The organism is Bradyrhizobium guangdongense (assembly GCF_004114975.1).
Lineage (GTDB): Bacteria > Pseudomonadota > Alphaproteobacteria > Rhizobiales > Xanthobacteraceae > Bradyrhizobium > Bradyrhizobium guangdongense.
The window spans coordinates 540,790-558,632 of sequence record NZ_CP030052.1 but is presented as its reverse complement, the minus strand read 5'-3'; the positions used below and the strand labels follow the sequence as shown (position 1 = coordinate 558,632).

The window sequence follows — 17,843 nt, the reverse complement described above, 5'->3', positions numbered from 1 at the left end:
GTTCCTGATGACTGATGGTTGAGCGACAGGTCTGTGAGCAGGACACTCGTCAGACGACGAAGATGTCTTCCTCGGCCCATGCTGGTGAGGCGGCTTTCGCGGCCGCGGTCAGCTTGACGTAACCGGCTTTGTCAACGCCGGACGGCAGATCCTTGGGCACGCCCATCAGAGTCTGGGTCTTGAATACCGTCCCGGGGGCCAGCTCAAAGAACGGAAATTCCGGCTCGGTACAGCCCATGCACGGCATGCCTGCTCGGGTCTTCGACGATTGCCGATTCCAGAGAATGCGGTTGCAGGGTGAATGCGTCATCGGTCCACGGCAGCCGAGATCGTAGAACAGGCACCCCTTTCGCTGGCCATATTCCGTGGCTGAGACCTTATAGGCAAAATGCATGTTCCGCGTACAGCCGGTCTGGGTGAAGCTCGTGAAAAACGTCTTTGGGCGTTGAAACTCGTCGAGCGAGAGTTCAGCACCTCTGCCGGTCGCCACCGCGACGACAATTTGCGTGATCCAATCCGGATGGGCTGGGCATCCCGGTATGTTGATGACGGGCAAGCCTGCCTTTGATCGGTAGCTTGTGCCGAGATAGCCACCTTGCTGACGTTTGAGAAATTGTAGTCCTTGGCTTTCTGACGGATTGGGAGCAGTCGCGGGAATACCGCCATATGTTGCACAGTCGCCAATCGCGACAGTATAGCCGGCGACCTTGGCAAGATCGGTGACCCAATCTTTCATCGGGCGGCCCGCAAAGCGATTCCATTCGCCAGTGCCATTCGGCGCGTTGACCACCGTGCCCTCGAACACGAAAATATCGAGCGGCATCTGTCCTGATGTCAGCGCGTTGAGAAGCTTCTTCAGATTCTCGCCGAGCTCAAGGCCGAGCGATGGGTGCCATAGGACGTTGATGCCGAAATCTGTGACGAGATCACAGGCGCTTGGCTCCTCGGCATTGAGAAACGACATCGTGTTGCCGGAGCACGCTCCCCCCTGGAGCCAAAGAAGATTAGTCATCTATTTCCTCCACCAAATCAGACGCGCTGGCATGGCATCTTTGTCGGAAGGAGGTAGCAAGGACCATGCCGAGCGGCTCGTACCTTGCAATTTTCAAAAAGCTCAAGGATTCTAAGCGTCAGCTGACTTCGCAGGGCGATCTACGGTGTGTGACGCCGCGCATACTAAGTTTGCTATGCATACCAGCTTGTCAATGTAAGCAATGATCGTTGCAGCGCATCAAATATTGCAAGGGTTGGCATTAGTCCTTGTTACGGGGTGACGGTGCCCAAAGCTCCTTCCCTGAGGCAGGCTGAAGTATCGCTCGTTCGGTGCTGATTTTTTGAAGACGAGCAGCGGTACTCAGCCGTGACGATTGCCACATGCAGGACAATCGACCTCGAGCAGATAACCGTACCAGATGCCCTCGCAGCGGCTGCACCAATGTCCAGTCAATTGGCGCTCCGGCAGACCGAGCCTTCTGGAAAGCAGGCTCAGCCCGAGATCCTTTGCTGGCGTCCTGCGAGCAGGCGAAACTCGCGACTGGGGGAAGCGCACCAGGTTGGGTGAGGGATCCCTCTTAAACTGATCTTCGTTGCGTACCATCGGCTGTCTCACTCTGCCTCATCGAGGCTATAGCGCTTGATCTTGTTGGAAAGTCCAACGCGCGAGAGTCCAAGTTCGTTCGCAGCCTTGCTTTGATTCCACCGATGCCGCGACAGCACTTCGGCGACAACTTGCTTTTCGAGGCATTCGACCTTTTCTTTCAAGGTGGTGCCCCGCAGCTCGTACCCGCCGGCTGACTTGAAGCGGGAGCGCGGCGGGGCCGCCAATATAGCGGGCGACATGTGCGTGGTGGTGACGTACTCCCCCTCCTCCGTCAGTGACACCATGCGGCGGATTTCGTTCTCAAGTTCTCGAACGTTTCCCGGAAAGTCGTAAGCGGAGAGCTTTTCGAGAACGGCTGCAGAAATTCCAAGGATCTTGCGCCCCATCGCCTCGCTGTGCTTGGCGGCAAAGAACTCCGCTAGCACCGGGATATCCTCTCGGCGATCACTCAGCGAGGGAACTTCCAGCTCGAATCCCCGCAGGCGGAAATAGAGATCCTGTCGGAATTTGCCCGCGGCGACCAACGCGCGGAGAGGACGGTTGGAGGCAGCGATAATGCGGACATTGCTGGTGACGATCTTGTCGGAGCCGAGCGGCTTGACCTCTCCCTCCTGCAGGAAACGAAGCAGGCTCACCTGAAAAGATGAAGACACCTCGGATATTTCATCGAGGAATACCGTTCCCCGGTCCGCGGCGCGAAAAAGGCCCAGCCGGTCTGAGACAGCGCCCGTAAAAGCGCCGCGCTTGTGCCCAAAGAGCTCGGATTGTAAGAGCTCATCGGACATCCCCCCGCAGTTTTGGACCAGCAACGGGCTGTCGCGGCGGCCAGAGTTGTAATGAATGGCGCGAGCGAGAAGCTCTTTGCCCGTCCCCGTTGCCCCCTGAATCAAGATAGGCAGCTCCGTTTTGGCTGCTTTTCGCGCGAGCTCGCTGAGGTTGTGTAGTTTTTCACTGACGTAGACGAGCTTTTCGAAACGGCGGCTCTCCGGCTGCATCGGCAGAATGGGCCTTGCGTGAATGCCTGTGGCATTCGCTGGAAATTTGAACTCTCGTGTAAGAAGGCGATGTCGACGGGCAAGTTCACGGGCCTCAAGGCCACGCTCCACCATAAGTCCAATCTGGTTGGCGTCCAGCGGCTTACGGATGAGCTGATAGATGCCGGCGGGCGCCATTTCCCGTTGGCCGATCTCGGTCTTGGCCTCGAGCGCCAGGATGCGGATCACGTCAGGATGAGATACTCGTAGATCAACGAGGAACTTCAGACCTTTGCCTTCGCCATACTCGACGAGAGCAATGTCTACTTGGGCGTCGGCCAGGGATGCCCTCGCATTTTCGACCGAATCGGCGGAAAGAACGCGGTAGTCGTATTGGTCTGACAAGGTGTCTGCGATGGCAGCCCATTCAGGGCCGCTCCGCGCGATGATCAGCACTGTTTGCAGGTCGCGCATGCAACATTCTTTCCAAAATGCAAAGCAGGTTAGCAATATCTGCAAGATAAATCAACTTCGCGAGGCTTGCGCTGTCCATAGTGGTTCGGCAGGTCCGTGAACCCGCAATTAACCCCGCCGCAATTCCCCAAAGGCCGGCAACCTTTTCGCAGCTTCCCCCACTTACTATCGCGGCCTCGCTGTTTGGGGGCAGTGCAAATGGCATTTCCGGTCAACTTTATCGCGGCGGCGCTTGCAAGCTGCATGAACGATGTCCGCTGTTGGTTGACTGCAGCAAAGCCTAGCCCGCTAGAATCATGTCGCTCTGGCGAAGCCGGCCCGCTCGAGCAGCTTAGATTGGACAATGACCGTTTGAGGCGCGAGCTCAAACGCCTGAGCGATTTCCTTGATACCTCTTCGGAGGTCGTCTGGGAAACCGATGACCAGCTGACGATTACAAGCGGCAAGGAAGACCTCGGGCTGCCGGCCGGCCAAATTGGAATCAAGTTGGCGGAGGCCTTGGGGATCAATCCGCTCGCGAGCAAATCCTGGATCGAATATCTGCAGGCTCTTTCCAATCGAAAGCCATTTCGGGGGTTCGAAATCTGCTTGGACGGACGTGCGGGGGACGAGCTTTGGCTGGAGATCAACGGCAATCCGACATTTGCGAGGGGTAAATTCCAGGGTTATCGAGGCACCTGCCGGAATGTGACCGAGCGCAAGCTGCACGAGGCGCAAATTGCATTTCTGGCGGCCCACGATCCCCTCACAAGACTGGCCAACCGGCGCAGCTTTCACGAGCTTGTGGAGCGCGCGGTTGGAACACGAGGGCGGCACAAGCGCATTGCGATTTTGTGTCTGGACCTTGATGGCTTCAAAAGCGTCAATGATACGCTTGGACATGGCGTTGGCGATGCCCTGCTGCTTGAGGTGGCGCAGCGATTGAAATCTTGCGCCAAGACGACAGACCTCGTCGCTCGGCTTGGCGGGGACGAGTTCGCGATTCTGCGGGTTGATGCCGCCGATCCTGAGGACGCCAGCAGCCTCGCTGAGAGAATCCTCGCATCCATTGGCGAACCCTACTTCCTCGATGAACACCGGGTGATGATTGGCACGAGCATTGGCATAAATATCACGGCATGCTCCGAAAACGGAACAGACGAAGTGATTAAGAATGCCGATGTGGCGCTCTATCAGGCAAAGTCCGATGGACGCGGCACCTATCGAATATTCCAGAACGAAATGAACGTCCGTTTGCAAGAGCGCCTGCAGCTCGAGGTAGACCTTCGCCAGGCTTTGCAACGATCTGAGTTCGAACTGTTTTATCAGCCCATCGTGAATATCGAATCCAAGCAGATTGTCACGTTCGAAGCGCTCTTACGCTGGCATCATCCGCAAAAAGGGACGATACCCCCTACGACCTTTATTCCCCTCGCCGAAGAGACAGGGCTCATCGTTCCGATTGGTGATTGGGTGCTTCAGCAGGCCTGCCGCGATGCCGCATCATGGCCGCAAGACGTAAGAGTTGCGGTCAATCTGTCGTCTGTTCAATTCAGGCGCGGAGCCTTGGAACTGTCCGTGACCCGCGCCCTGGCTGCTGCGGGCTTGCATGGGTCTCGTCTCGAACTGGAGATTACCGAGAGCATTCTGCTGCACGACGAAGAGATCACGCGCGACATTCTCAATAGGTTGCGGGTGCTAGGAGTTCACATCGCCATAGATGACTTCGGCACAGGCTACTCCGCATTGAGCTATCTGCGGAGCTTCCCATTGGACAAGATCAAGATCGACCGATCCTTTGTGCAGGATCTCAGCCGCGAGACGAGCGCGGCGGCGATTGTCAGGGCAATTTCCGAGTTGGGGCAAGCCTTGGACATGACCATTGTCGCTGAGGGGGTTGAGACAGCTGAGCAGCTTAGGATTCTTGGTGACCAACGCTGCACGCAAGCCCAAGGCTACTTCATCGCTTACCCCCAGCCTGCGGCGCAGCTGATCCGCGTCATTGAGGAGCTGAAAGCTGTTGCCTAATCTGGAGCTGCCCAAGGTTCGAGAACCCCTCGGCTATTTTAAAGCGGAAGCCACCCGCTGAGGTCTTGATGCACCTTAACACTTCGAGCCGTTCGCGCCAACACCGCGGCGGGCCGCTACTGATGTAGCCATTGGGGGCAAAGCTAGTCTACATGCTGGCAGGAGAGACTCAACGAGGAGATCAGGAGAACAAAACAGCCCTCAGGCAACAAAACGCCTTGCCTACTCCGATCATGGCTTTGAAGCTTTTCACGCTATTCTAGAAAGCCCGAATGCCTGAAAGGACCTCCCTACACTCTTGTGGCGGCCAAGTCAGGGAGGGGGCAGACAACCGGTCTTTTGGCGGAGCTCCCTCTCGTCTTTTTTGACCTGACACTGCGCCTTTGTATTGCTCAGGCCGCATGCATCGCGAGCCCAATTCGGGACAAGTGCGTGATCGTCTCGCTCATTGTCGTTTGGCACCAACGCTGAAATTCTGCCGATTGTCTGTCCTTGACTTGGCGCCTCCTGAAAACGGTAGTCTTGCGACGTTTCAAGGCCTGAGAGGCTACGCTGTTGAACAGGGCAGCAAACCAACTGCGGCTTGCCCGCCTCGCGGCCGACCCTAGTTGGTAGCATGGGAATTGCTCTGTCGATGATGGTGGTCTCAAGATCGGACAGTGCCACCATTGGTCGCTCAGGCAGCAGTCACGCGGACTGGCATACTTTTGAGCCCCCGAAGGGTGTTATTTAGCATGCGCTCGGGTTCGGCAATGAGTTCAATTGATTTTACCCGCTTCGCAAGTTCCGTTAGAACCAACTCACCCTCCAAGCGTGCGATCATCTGGCCCACACAAGCATGAATGCCGGAGCCGAAGCCCACATGTCCTGTTACAGGTCGCTCCACATCGAAGCGCTCGGGCTCTTGCCAACGAGCCGGATCACGGTTGGCGGATGCCATGAAGACCAGCACTTTGGTCCTCGCTGGTATGATATCGCCCGCCATTTCCACTTCACGCGAGGTGGTGCGGAAGAAGGTCTGCACAGGTGAATCATAGCGTAGCCCTTCCTCAAACGCATTGCGGGCGAGTGCCGGGCGCTCGTGTAGTTTGGCGAATTGCATTGGATGGCTTGCGAGTGCAAGCAAGGTATTCCCCAGTCCATTGATCGTCGTGTCGACACCCGCAGTTAGGAATGGCCGGACCAAATGCGTGGCCTCGTGTTCAGTAATCTCACCTGCATCAGCAGCTTCGTAGATCATCGTTCCAATGCCATCGGGTCTGAGCGCGCTGCGTGCGCAACGGTCCATGATCCATTTCTGCGCGGTCAGCCCTGGATCACGAGATCTGGCGAGAATGTGATTATCCGGTCCGAAGCTGTTGAAGACGAACGTGCTCCAGGCAAGCAGGTTCTCGCGTCCCTCCTCTGAGACGCCAATGGCGTCGGGGAACACCTTTAGGGGATAAGCTATGGCCAGATCTGTCATCGCGTCGAAGGTCCCCCGCTCGACGAGCTCGCCGATTTTCCTCTCGGCCTCCTTCTGAAAGGTGTCGCGCAGGTTCTTCGCTACGCCCGGTGACATGGTCCGGGCGAGGATTCGGCGTCCCTTCTCGTGATCGGGCGGGTCGATCTGTAGCGTCATCGGCCGGGGCAGCGCTGGGTTCATACCCTTTAGGCCGACGCCCTCTCCGCTGATGAAGGTCTGCCAATCCTTGAGCGTGGAATCAACCTGCTCATACCGCGCCATGGCCCAGATGTCGTACGGCTCGATCCTGAACACCGGTCCCAGTTCGCGAAAGGTCTGGTACGCCGGATACGGATCCCTCAGCACCTCATCAGCGAACGGATCGATCCGAGTAGAAGCAAACTGGCTCATGGCGGCCCCTCGACTTATTGTTTGCTGAGAGGACAATTGCCCTCGTTCTCGGGTCTGAAGGCATCTTCGCCCTTGATGATCCCGACAACCTTCAGGAGGTCCCACTTGGATTTCGACTGGTCGGGCGATTTGACCTGGAGGAGATAGAGCGGATGGATCTTACGTCCGTCCTTGCGGATGAAACCTTTGCCGAACAAGGAATCGTCGGTCGGAAGCTCCTTCATGGCGGCAACGACCGCCCTACCGTCTTTCGCGCCACCGACCTTGTCGACGGCCTTCAGGTAGTGAATGACGCCAGCGTAGACGCCGGCTTGCATGTCGTTGGGATAGGCCTTGGATGGGATGCGCTCCGAGAAGCGCTTGGCGAAGGACCGGGTGGCCTCGTTGAGGTCCCAGTAGAACGGATTCATGATTTGGGCGCCTTGGGCGAATTGCAGCCCGAGAGACGGAATGCCGTTCATGCCCAGAATCAGACCGACCAGTTTGTGATCTTTGGTCAGGCCGAACTCGGCGGCCTGCTTCATCGAAGTGATCGTATCGTCGCCGGCGTTGGCGATACCGATGATGTCGGCGCCGGAAGCCTGCGCCTGCAGCAGGAACGAGGCGAAGTCGGCCGTCCCGAGGGGATGACGGACGGCTCCGAGGACCTGTCCCCCGGATGCCTTGACCGATTCGGACGCCTGCTTCTCCAGATCGTGGCCGAAGGCATAATCGGCCGTGATGAAGAACCACTTTTTGCCGCCCTGCTCGACGATGGTCTTGCCGAGCCCGCGGCCATAAGCATAGGTGTCGTAAGTCCAGTGCACCGTATTCGGCGTACACTTTTCTCCAGTCAACAATGCCGTACCGGCGCCAGAGCCGACGAACACCTTGTTCTTTTCGGCGCTCATCCCCGCGACTGCCAGCGCAATCGCCGAGTTGGGGACGTCGAAGATTGCATCGACGCCCTCATTCTCATACCAGCGACGCGCGATGTTGACGCCGGTGTCCGACTTGTTCTGGTGATCCGCACTGACGACTTCGACCTGCCTGCCGCCAGCCTTTCCGCCATAATCCTCGACAGCCAATTGAGCCGCGATGACGGACCCAATGCCCTGATAGCTTGCAAATGCTCCGGACTGGTCATTGAGAACGCCGAGCTTCACCGTTTCCTGCGCATCGGCCGATCCGCAAATCAGCGCAAGCAAGGAGACGCACGTCGCCAATAGGCTTGTCACCCTCATGGATACTCCTCCCGGCTACCGTTGCGGTCTCAGCCGCATAATACTTATATTTTATAAGTATATTGGGCGATGTCAATTCGGCATGCGTCATGATAGATGCGAACGTGGATGACCCAGGGGAGCTAATGACAATAGCAACAACGGCGGCAGAGAAGCAGCTCGATTTGGCCGCACTTCGCAACGTCCCGGGCTTCGTGATCCGATTGATCCAGTTGAAGTTCTTCGACGGCTTCTATGAGACCTTCGCCGAGCTCGGACTGACGCCTGCGACCTACGCAATCCTCATGCTGGTGCGGGACAACCCGGGGGTCGTTCCGAGTAGCATCGCAGCACTGTTGCGGCTTCAACTCCCGAATTTGACAAAAATTCTGCACCAGCTCGAGGACGCGGGTCTGGTGAAGCGAAGCCGGTCCAAAATCGACCGGCGTGCGATTGAGATCACATTGACGTCGAAAGGCGAGAAATTGATGAGGGACGCCGTCCGGCTCACGGCGCCCTATAACCGCCGAATGCTTGCTCCCCTTAATGAAACGGAGCGATCCACTTTGATCGGCCTGCTAAATCGGATCTGCCCCTTTTAGACTCTTAATCAAATCTTGACCGTATCGTTTACAAGGAGAAGACATTGGCCATTCGCAATCAGGCGGCTGATGCGCGCGCATCCTCGCGCCAAGTTCACCAGGATGCCACGACTGGCCTTAGCGCGAGCTGATGCGCATGCGCCTCGACATCGAAGTTAGTCTGCTGCTGGAACGAAGCCGCGTGCCAGGCGGTCGAGAGCGAGGTGCACCTCACCGCTTTTTCGCTCGCTGCGCTTCATCGAAATTCAAACAGACTGCCTATTGAATTTCGGGTGGACCGCGGCGCCGGTCTGGACTAATCGTCGGCATCACAATCAGTCTGCTCGTCAACCCCGATATGAATGTACTTGCGATCGTTGCTCCGACCTTTGGGCTCATTGCTGTGGGCTACGCCGCAGCTGTTAGCGGACTGGTTTCAGAAGGTGCGCAGAAGGGCATTTCCGAGTTCGCATTCTCGATTGCAATACCAGCGCTTCTCTTCCGGACCATCGTCATCTCGCAATTTCCTGCTATGAATCCTTTGCTGGCATGGGGCGCCTACTATGGCGCTGTCGCCCTCACCTGGATCGCCGCTCTAGCTCTGTCGGCACGCCTGCTTCGCGTGACGCCCGCGGCCGGCGTTGTCGCAGCCACGAGCGCTGTGTACGGCAACATAGCGATGCTCGGTATTCCGCTCGCGCTCACGGCGTTCGGTCCGAAGGCGGCGGGGCCAATGGCGCTGATCCTTGCCATTAACACACCGTTGTTATGGCTCAGCGGAACACTTCAGATCGCCTGGATCGAGCGGAAAGATGGCGCCTCGATTTGGGCACTTGTGCTTCGCCTCCTGTTAGATCTTTTGCGCAATCCGATCATAATCGCGATTGCAGCTGGCTTCTTTTGGCGAATGACCGGGGCAGGACTGAATTCGCTGGTAGATCGGACTTGCGAGCAACTCGCTCAAGCCGGGTCTCCGGCAGCTCTGATCGCGCTGGGGGTCGGCCTTATGCGATTCGAACTCCGCGGAGAAGCACTGAGCCTCGCGGTCATGTGCTTTCTGAAGCTCATCATCATGCCCCTTGTTGCCTGGACGCTGGCCTTTCCCGTTCTACATCTGCCGCCCTTGGTTGGCGACGTCATCGTTCTATTTGCGGCCATGCCGGCAGGGGCCAATGCGTACCTGTTCGCCACGCAGTACAAATTGCTGGCGAACTCAACGTCTGCTGCGGTTGCTTTAGGCACGCTTTTGTCGGCAGTGACGCTTCCTTTGCTCATTACGATCTTGCTGATGAATCCACTCGAATAGCAACCCCGCGTTCAGCCGCCGAAGGCCTCATTGCGCACAGCCTCGGTGAGCGCTTTAGCGATCGCCGGGACCTCTAAACGTCAGCCAGGAACGCTGCAATTTGCGTCCACATGGCGATCGGATTGGAATACATCGGGAAATGGCCGCACGCCGGAATCTCGGTAAGGCGTACGCCATTTGTGCGAAGCAGGCCGAGATAGGATAACGTCGCATTCTGTTCGCCGTACATGAACATCTTCGGGCAGCGAAGGCCGATAAACTTTTGCATCAACTTTCCACTGTCCGACAGATCGACCATCGAGCGGAATATTCCAGGTACCGCAGCCGCCCTCACTTTGTGATGAAGACTGGAAGCGTAGAGCGCGCTGGCATAGGCTGGCATATGCCGGGTTCGGTCGATAAAATCGGCGAAGAACCGCTCCACGTTCTGCTCCGGAAATTGCAAGATCTGCCTGCTGAGGAAGCAGTCCTCGGGCGCAATGTTTCCCTCGATATTGACGAAGCTGAGTACGTGTTGGGGATACTTGTGCGCGAGCAGAAGTGCCGTCAGACCACCCATGGAGTGGCCAACGAGATGAAATCGGTCGAGCTTAAAATGCTCGATTACGCGCTGCGCAGTCTTTAACAAGAACGGAATTGAAATGTCTGATAGATCCGCGCAATACGTCTCTCCGCAACCCGGTGCGTCATAGGCGAGAAACGGATGCGCCGCGAGAGCTTCGTGGCGCACGATGTCAGCGTAGTCTTCTTTGGTAGATCCGAAGCCGTGCAGGAAGACGATTGGCGCCGCTTTTCCGGCGCGATGAATCGCTGACAGGTTCAATTCGACGCCATCAACTTGTGACGGCAACCGAACCAAGGCCAGTTCACGGTTTTCCGGCACGGCTTTCCCTTTGAAGCGTTAACGGGCAAAGCTGGCTCTCGCTTTGCAGCAAGAGCCAGGCCACTGGCTAAGTCTGTCCGAACCCGGATCCCGGCTTCTTATATTCGGGCCGGGGTGGGCTGAAGATGTCGAGCACACGGGCGCCCTCGGGACCAGCTCGCATGGTGTGAGGGACGTTGCCGGGCGTACGCCAGAAGTCGCCCTTGCGCACAGGGATCTCCTCCCCTCCCTGAATCCTAATGGCAGTGCCGTCCAGCAGCACGCCCCATTGTTCCTCAGGATGATGATGGAGCACGCCTTCGGCGTGCGGTGCGAAGCTCACCACCGAGAGCATCGCGTGTTCGCCCGAAAAGATGCGCGTGGTGAGTCCGGGCGCCAGCTCGCGAAGCAAGCCGTCATCCGGTGTATCAAGATTGTGAAATTCCTTTTTCTGGTCAGTCATGTCGTCCTCTGGTTCTGGTTACTACCGTCCGTAAGAGCCCTCGTAACGCCCCTCGCGAATAGCCTTCATGGTCTCCTCTTCGCGCGCGATCTGGGCACGAACAGCCTCAATCAGGGAATCTGCCATCGCGGCCGGAAAGGATACAACGCCATCCTCATCGCCAACGACGATGTCGCCAGGGGCGATCGGTGACCCACCGATCGACACTGGCACGTTGATGCAGCCTGGGCCACTTTTATAGGGGCCGCGGTGGGTCACTGCGCGGGCAAAGCAGGGGAAATCCGAACCGCTGAAGGCCGCGACGTCTCGGATGGCGCCGTCGATTACATAGCCGGCAGCTCCCCTCTCTTCTGCGATATTCTTCATGATCTCACCCACCAGTGCCCGCGTCTCGTCGCCGCCTCCGTCCACGACGATGACATCCCCGGGGCCGACCAGTTCAAGCGCCTTGTGAATTGCGAGGTTGTCTCCAGGACGCGTCCGCACGGTGAAAGCCGTTCCGACCAACCGTCCGGAACGATGGAATGGCCTCAAGCCAACAGCACCCGCCAATCGGTCGAGATTGTCCGAGATGACCGAAGTGGGGGCATCTTTGAAGGCTTCAATGAGAGCGGAAGGCGGCTTTGGCACGCTGGCAAGCGCGGTTTTGACGTTCATGGTTCACATCCGGTCAATCCGGCGATCTGGCGCCGCATCGCAAATGTGCGGCGCCAAATCGCACAAGGTGGCTAATCGATCTCGCGGCCGGCTTTTTCCGTTGCTGCCAACAAAGCAATGAGCGTGATGACGAGGGCTCCGGTCACGTAGGCTGGAATCGCATACGTGTCGGGATACTCTCTCAACAAGGTGGCGAAGATCAGCGGGGCAAAACCGCCACCGAGGACACCTGCGAAGGTGTAGGCGAGCGAGGACCCCGTGTATCGCACACGTGTTGGAAACTGCTCAGTGACGAAAGCACCTTGCGGACCAAACATCGCGGCTTGAAACACCATGCCGACTGAAACTGCGGCAATGATGATGGCTGGTGATTTTGTATCGAACAAGCCGAACAGGAGGAAGCTGCCGATGATAGATGCCAGAGCACCGAGCCCATAGACAGTGCGTCGACCAATCCGGTCAGAGAGCGCCGCAAGCAGGGGAACGGATATGGCATGCACGCCGGCGCCGATCAGAACAGCGGTCAGGGCCAATGTGCGGCTCAAACCCAGCTTCTGAGTGACATACGTCAAGGTGAATACGGCAAGCAGTCCATACACCACGTCCGAACCGATTCGAACGCTACCGGCCACTAACAGGTTGCGCCAATGGTCCCTCAGGACCTCGGCAACCGGCGCCTTGGTCGTCGCATGGCCGGCCTGCAGCTGATGGAAGTGGGGTGTTTCCTCAACGCTCCAGCGGATCCAGAATCCGAAGAACACCAGCACGGTGCTGGCCAGAAACGGAAGGCGCCAGCCCCAGGACAGGAAATCGGCCTCATTCAGCAGCGTCGTCGTGACGGCGATGGCCCCTGCGGCGAGAAGAGTACCGGCAGAGGGGCCGACTTGCGTCCACGACGCATTGAGCCCGCGATTTTGTGGCTTGCCATGCTCCACGGAAAGAAGGATGGCGCCAGCCCACTCGCCACCGAGCGCGATGCCCTGAATGGTCCTGAGACTAACGAGCAGCAGGGGCGCGGCGATTCCGATGCTCCCGTACGTAGGCAGCAAGCCCATCGCCAGGGTAGAAATGCCCATCAAAGCGAGCGTATAGACGAGGACGGCACGACGCCCGACCTTATCTCCGAGGCGACCGAAGATAATTCCGCCGATGGGACGCGAGATGTAACCTACGGCATAAGTCGAAAACGCAAGAATTGTACCGACAATCGGATCAAATGACGGGAAAAAGAGCTTATTGAAGATCAGAGCTGCCATGGAATTGTAGATTACGAACTCGTACCATTCCAGCGAGGTACCCACCATGCTGGCGAGTGCAAGCCGCGTCATCTTTCCTGCCGTGCTTGGGCCGACAGTGTCGAGCTGCGGCGTCAATGTCGTCTCTGCGCTTGTCGTCATCCCTATCTCCTGCGCGTTATCATTTGATCTGCCCGTCGTTGGCGCCCCGGCAAGCGTCACGACGTTTGATTGGTGATTGTGCTCTATGGGCTAGTGGATTGCCTCTGATAGACAGCGTGGTGCCTATTGCGGGTATGCGGCCTCACTTCGCTTGCCCATCTGCCCGCCTCGACTGCCTTTGCCCATTCGGCGCTCTTCAAGACGTCCGGATGGTCAATCTCATAAATGGCCGTATAGATCGGCTTGGGCGCCGGCATATCCTTGATGCCGTTGGCAATGGCGAACGCGAAGGGAACTCCTTTGACGCGCGTAACGCTGTGAACCCCTGGCACTTTCAGGAGATGCGGGACATGTTCCCCATCGTACACCTCGTTGAAGAGATCTTCGTGCGCAGGATCGACGTCCATTGAAGCAATCAGGACAAAGCGGGATTGGATCGGCATCAAGCGCTCCGTTGCTACTTGTGAGGAGGAGTGTATTCAAAGCCGTAGTCACGTTTCGCCGCCTCCGGCGTTACGTAACCGTCCAGCACGTCGTTGAGGATCGCCTCCCGGTCCCGACGTTTAACGTCACCGAATCCGCCGCCGCCGGGTAGCGAGAGCGTTAAAACCGTATCTGGCGGCAACATGCGGCTCAGCTTGGGGCGGACCTCCTCGCCATTCGAACTGGCGATCGAACCGGTCGCGCCGGATTTGCCATCGTACAAACCTGGTGCTGGATAGTGACATCGATCGTACATGCCTGAGAAGAGATAGGGCTTCTCGGTCAGAACCTCGACTTCCATTGTCTGGCCCAAGCCACCACGATGTTCGCCGGCTCCGCCGGAGTCAGGTCGAAGCGCTCTTTGCCGTACGACCAGAGGCGTCAAAGCTTCGATGATTTCCACGGGCACACCGGCGACACCGCTTGGATAGGAGGTGGCCGAGAGGCCATCGAGTCCCTTGAGGGCGCCAGTTCCGCCGGTAGAGAACCAAGTGTACGAGAAGAACTGATTGTCGCGCTTATCGAAGCCGCTGATATGCGTATTCCAGAGACTGTCGGCGCCGGGTGCCATCACCTTATCCGGCAGGATACCTGACAACGCGCCCATGATGGCTGAAGGGAGGAAGTGACCGACCGTATGACGGCCAGCGACGGCAGCAGGATGCTGAGCGTTGAGGATTGACCCGACGGCGGCGATCGTGCGTATCGGCGTGAACGAACCGGCGTTATTGGGCACGTCTGGCGCAATTGCGCACTTCACGCCATAGGTGGTGTAAGCAACGGTATAATTGAAACCGACGTTGATACCGAGATCAACCGTTGAGGAAGACCCTTCATAGTCGACGATGACCTCATCGTCCTTGATAGTGACCTTGGCCTGAATCTCGATCGGCTTGTCGAACCCGTCAATGGTGATCTTGAACGGATGCGATCCGTTGGGCAGAGCCGTAATGGCGGCTCTCATCGCCCTTTCGGTGCGCGCGACGATGGCGTCTGCCACCCCTTCGATATCCGCAAGATCGAACTCTTCGAGGAAAGACTTGAGCTGCTTTGCTCCGACTTCGTTCGCGGTGATCTGTGCATGAATATCGCCAATCACTTCATCGGGGGTCCGCACGTTGGCCGCGATCAGCCGATAAACGGCTTCGACGGGTTCTCCTTTCGAATGCAACTTCATGATCGGGATGAAGAGACCCTCCTCATAGACGGAGCGGGCATCACACGACAGCCCCCTGCCGCCGATATCGAGCGCGTGACAGCAGTTTGCAAAAAGCGCAACGACTCGCCCATTGTGGAATACGGGCGTTGCAATCGTGATGTCGTGAAGCTGAGAGACCGTAATCCAAGGATCATTCGTGATGATGACGTCCCCGGGCTGGAGCGTATCCAGCGGAAACGTCTTCAAGATGTGTTCCATTCCTGTCGCCATGGAATTGATGTGCCCCGGCGAGCCCGTGACCGATTGGGCCACCATCCGGCCGCGGCGATCGAACACGCACGCAGAAAGGTCTTCGGCGTCCCGGACGATGGACGTAAAGGACGAACGCATCAGGGCCGCGGCCTGCTCGTTCACGGCGGCAATGAGCCGCCCCCACATGATATCGAGCGTAATGGGGTCCAGTTCCTTGGCGCTCATCGGGCCACCTCGAGATCGACAATGAGATTACGGTTCTGATCGACGCTAATTTCGCCGGGTCCGTTGATAACAACGGTCGATTCACGTTCTTCGATGATGGCTGGCCCCTGCAGGCGATCACCGGCTCCAAGGCGATAACGGTCGTAGACCGGCACGTCGATGAGTCCTGCGTCAGGGACGTAGATCTTTCTGGAGCCCTTGAGTGGACCGTCGGACTTCGACGTATTGACCGGTAGCTTGAAGTCAGGCTTGGGCCCCGATGCGACCACTCGCCATGACATCACGTCGATTGGCGTGTTGGGTACGGTATGTCCGTAGAGTTCGGTGTAGACCCGCTCGAACGAAGCGGTGATTTCCGCGATGCTGTCTGGCCCAAGTTTACCGGAGGGAATCGGCACACGGATGTCAAAGCCTTGCTTGCGGTAGCGCATATCGGCCCAGCGACGGAACGAGACCTCTCGATCACCCATTGAATGAGCAAGACGGCTTCGCCCCTCCTCCTCCATTTCTTTGAGAGACCGATTGACTGCGCCCCAATCCAGTTGTTCCAGCCGTGCCGGGCTTGATCGCACAAAGTCAAATGCCAGTGGCGCGGTGAGGAAGCCGACGGCCGACATGACGCCCGCACCGAACGGATAGATGATCTTCGGCAACTTCAGGACGCGCGCGACGCCGTAGGCGTGAACCGGCCCCGCGCCACCAAACGCAAACATCGGAAACTGGGAAATGGTGCGCCCCCGCTCGATGGCGTGGATGCGTGCAGCAGAAGCCATTGCTTCGTTTGCCAGTTGATGGATTCCCCAGGCTGCGGCTATCGTGTCGAGATCAAGCGAGGCCCCGACTTGTTCGTTAATGGCACGTTCTGCGGCGGTCTTGTCGAGCTTCATATCTCCGCCGAGGAAGAAGCCTGCATTGAGGTAACCGAGCAGCAGATCGGCATCAGTGACCGTTGGTCGTTCCCCGCCCGCCCCGTAGCAGGCAGGTCCTGGCACGGATCCGGCGCTATGCGGCCCGACCTTGAGGCGGCCGAGTGCATCGATCTGCGCGATCGAACCGCCGCCCGTGCCGATCTCGATCATTTCGATGACGGGCACCTTGACTGGGAGACCGCTGCCTTTCTTGAACTGATATTGCCGATCGACCTCGAATTCCGGGGCCAGCAGAGGCTCGCCATCGACGATGAGGCAGGCCTTGGCGGTGGTGCCGCCCATGTCAAAAGAGAGCACGTCTGAAAGTCCGAGTGACTTGGCATAATGTGCCGCAGCCAACGCGCCGGCCGCAGGTCCCGACTCAACAAGACGGATCGGCGCTTCGATGGCTTGGCTGGCGGTGAGCAGACCGCCATTCGATTGCATCACATAAAGACCGGCTGCATCGCTGAGCTCGTCGCGCGTACGCGCTTCGAGCCGCGTCAGATATTTCTCGGCGATGCTCTTGACATAGACATTGCAGAGCGCCGTCGTCGAACGCTCGAATTCCCTGATTTCCGGGGAGATGTCGCTGGAGAGAGTTATCGCAACGCCGGGGAGCTTTTCCCGTAGGATGCGGCCAACGATGCGCTCGTGATCCGGACAAACGTAGGCGTTGATGAGACTGACGGCAACCGCTTCGATGCCTATTCTGCGCATCTCCTCGGCGATGCGCGCGACGTCGTCTTCGTTGGGGGCCTGGCGGATTGTTCCATCCGACAGAATTCGCTCGGCAATCTCAAACCGGTGACGCCGCCGGGCAATCGGGGCGGGACGACGCAGCCGAAGGTCGTACATGTCGTAGCGGTGCTCGCGCGCAATTTCGACGGCATCGCGGAATCCGCGGGTCGTGACGAGAGCGGTCAGCGCCCCCTTTCTCTCGATCAGCGCGTTGGTGAAAAGCGTCGTCCCATGCACAACATGCGAAACTTGGCCTGCATCACCGTTGATGACCTGCTTAATTCCATTGATTACGCCATTGTCAGGCTGATCTGGAGTTGTCAGGACCTTACCGAGCCGAAATAAACCGGTCTCATCGTCGACCAGGACGATATCTGTGAAAGTTCCCCCAATATCGGCGCCTAAACGCATCCGCTCCTCCAAATTCAGGATTTGGTAGGATTAGCGACTATGGGGTGACAGCCGAATTACCGTTTGGGCAATCCAGCTTTAAGGGAGCATTAGTCCTCCGCCCGCGGCTGCCTGCTGCGGCGGCGGCGTGCCCGACGCCCCCTTCTTGATCATCGTGTGAGAAGAGTTCCTCCCGTTCCGTGCCCATCTAAGCAGCCTCTTCTCCAGAGTCTTGATGCGTACGGTGACAAGCCTGGGAGGGCCAATCTGTCACGCGACAAAGTCAGCAAGGCCGTATTTCGCGAGA

14 protein-coding genes are annotated in these 17,843 nt (G+C 57.9%); 3 read left to right on the top strand and 11 right to left on the bottom strand.

Annotated elements, in window-relative coordinates:
* Window positions 1-49 precede the first annotated feature (49 nt).
* Together X265_RS38235 and X265_RS38225 are read right to left on the bottom strand one after the other, a co-directional pair.
* Complete coding sequence (locus tag X265_RS38235; protein WP_128930103.1) at window positions 50-1,012, bottom strand: NADH-quinone oxidoreductase subunit B family protein; 963 nt, start codon at window positions 1,010-1,012, stop codon at window positions 50-52.
* Between the two features lie 593 nt (window positions 1,013-1,605).
* Window positions 1,606-3,048, bottom strand: a complete 1,443-nt coding sequence (locus X265_RS38225; RefSeq protein ID WP_128930101.1) for a sigma-54 dependent transcriptional regulator — start codon at window positions 3,046-3,048, stop codon at window positions 1,606-1,608.
* Window positions 3,049-3,246: 198 nt separating this feature from the next.
* Between X265_RS38225 and X265_RS38220 the strand changes: the two genes are divergently transcribed.
* Window positions 3,247-5,055 carry a putative bifunctional diguanylate cyclase/phosphodiesterase gene (locus X265_RS38220; protein ID WP_128930100.1) on the top strand — a complete coding sequence of 603 codons (1,809 nt, stop codon included), beginning with the start codon at window positions 3,247-3,249 and terminating at the stop codon, window positions 5,053-5,055.
* Window positions 5,056-5,731: 676 nt separating this feature from the next.
* Here the strand turns inward: X265_RS38220 and X265_RS38215 are convergent.
* Both X265_RS38215 and X265_RS38210 read right to left on the bottom strand, forming a co-directional pair.
* Window positions 5,732-6,910, bottom strand: a complete 1,179-nt coding sequence (locus tag X265_RS38215; RefSeq protein ID WP_128930099.1) for a cytochrome P450 — start codon at window positions 6,908-6,910, stop codon at window positions 5,732-5,734.
* 14 nt (window positions 6,911-6,924) lie between these two features.
* Window positions 6,925-8,133, bottom strand: coding sequence for an ABC transporter substrate-binding protein (locus X265_RS38210; RefSeq protein WP_128930098.1), 1,209 nt, complete (start codon window positions 8,131-8,133; stop codon window positions 6,925-6,927).
* A gap of 125 nt (window positions 8,134-8,258) precedes the next feature.
* Here X265_RS38210 and X265_RS38205 point away from each other — a divergent pair, with 125 nt between their 5' ends.
* Both X265_RS38205 and X265_RS38200 read left to right on the top strand, forming a co-directional pair.
* Window positions 8,259-8,714: a MarR family winged helix-turn-helix transcriptional regulator gene (locus X265_RS38205; protein ID WP_128930097.1), complete on the top strand. Its 456-nt coding sequence runs from the start codon at window positions 8,259-8,261 to the stop codon at window positions 8,712-8,714.
* Between the two features lie 337 nt (window positions 8,715-9,051).
* On the top strand, window positions 9,052-9,999 hold the full coding sequence (locus X265_RS38200; protein WP_128930096.1) for an AEC family transporter: 948 nt from the start codon (window positions 9,052-9,054) through the stop codon (window positions 9,997-9,999).
* A gap of 73 nt (window positions 10,000-10,072) precedes the next feature.
* Here X265_RS38200 and X265_RS38195 read toward each other — a convergent pair whose 3' ends face one another.
* The 7 genes from X265_RS38195 to X265_RS38165 form a co-directional block, all read right to left on the bottom strand.
* A complete protein-coding gene (locus tag X265_RS38195; RefSeq protein ID WP_128930095.1) occupies window positions 10,073-10,882 on the bottom strand; it encodes an alpha/beta fold hydrolase in 810 nt (269 codons plus the stop codon).
* Window positions 10,883-10,949: 67 nt separating this feature from the next.
* Window positions 10,950-11,324, bottom strand: a complete 375-nt coding sequence (locus X265_RS38190) for a cupin domain-containing protein (RefSeq protein ID WP_128930094.1) — start codon at window positions 11,322-11,324, stop codon at window positions 10,950-10,952.
* A 21-nt stretch (window positions 11,325-11,345) separates the two neighbouring features.
* Entirely contained in the window at window positions 11,346-11,981 is a 636-nt protein-coding gene (locus X265_RS38185; RefSeq protein ID WP_128930093.1) for an RraA family protein, read from the bottom strand.
* Window positions 11,982-12,052: 71 nt separating this feature from the next.
* Window positions 12,053-13,309: an MFS transporter gene (locus X265_RS38180; protein ID WP_245477392.1), complete on the bottom strand. Its 1,257-nt coding sequence runs from the start codon at window positions 13,307-13,309 to the stop codon at window positions 12,053-12,055.
* Window positions 13,310-13,461: 152 nt separating this feature from the next.
* Window positions 13,462-13,821, bottom strand: a complete 360-nt coding sequence (locus X265_RS38175) for a DUF4286 family protein (RefSeq protein WP_128930091.1) — start codon at window positions 13,819-13,821, stop codon at window positions 13,462-13,464.
* Between the two features lie 14 nt (window positions 13,822-13,835).
* A complete protein-coding gene (locus X265_RS38170) occupies window positions 13,836-15,497 on the bottom strand; it encodes a hydantoinase B/oxoprolinase family protein (RefSeq protein WP_128955152.1) in 1,662 nt (553 codons plus the stop codon).
* Window positions 15,494-17,557: a hydantoinase/oxoprolinase family protein gene (locus tag X265_RS38165; protein ID WP_128930089.1), complete on the bottom strand. Its 2,064-nt coding sequence runs from the start codon at window positions 17,555-17,557 to the stop codon at window positions 15,494-15,496. The genes X265_RS38170 and X265_RS38165 overlap by 4 nt, the downstream gene beginning before the upstream one ends.
* Window positions 17,558-17,843: the final 286 nt, after the last annotated feature.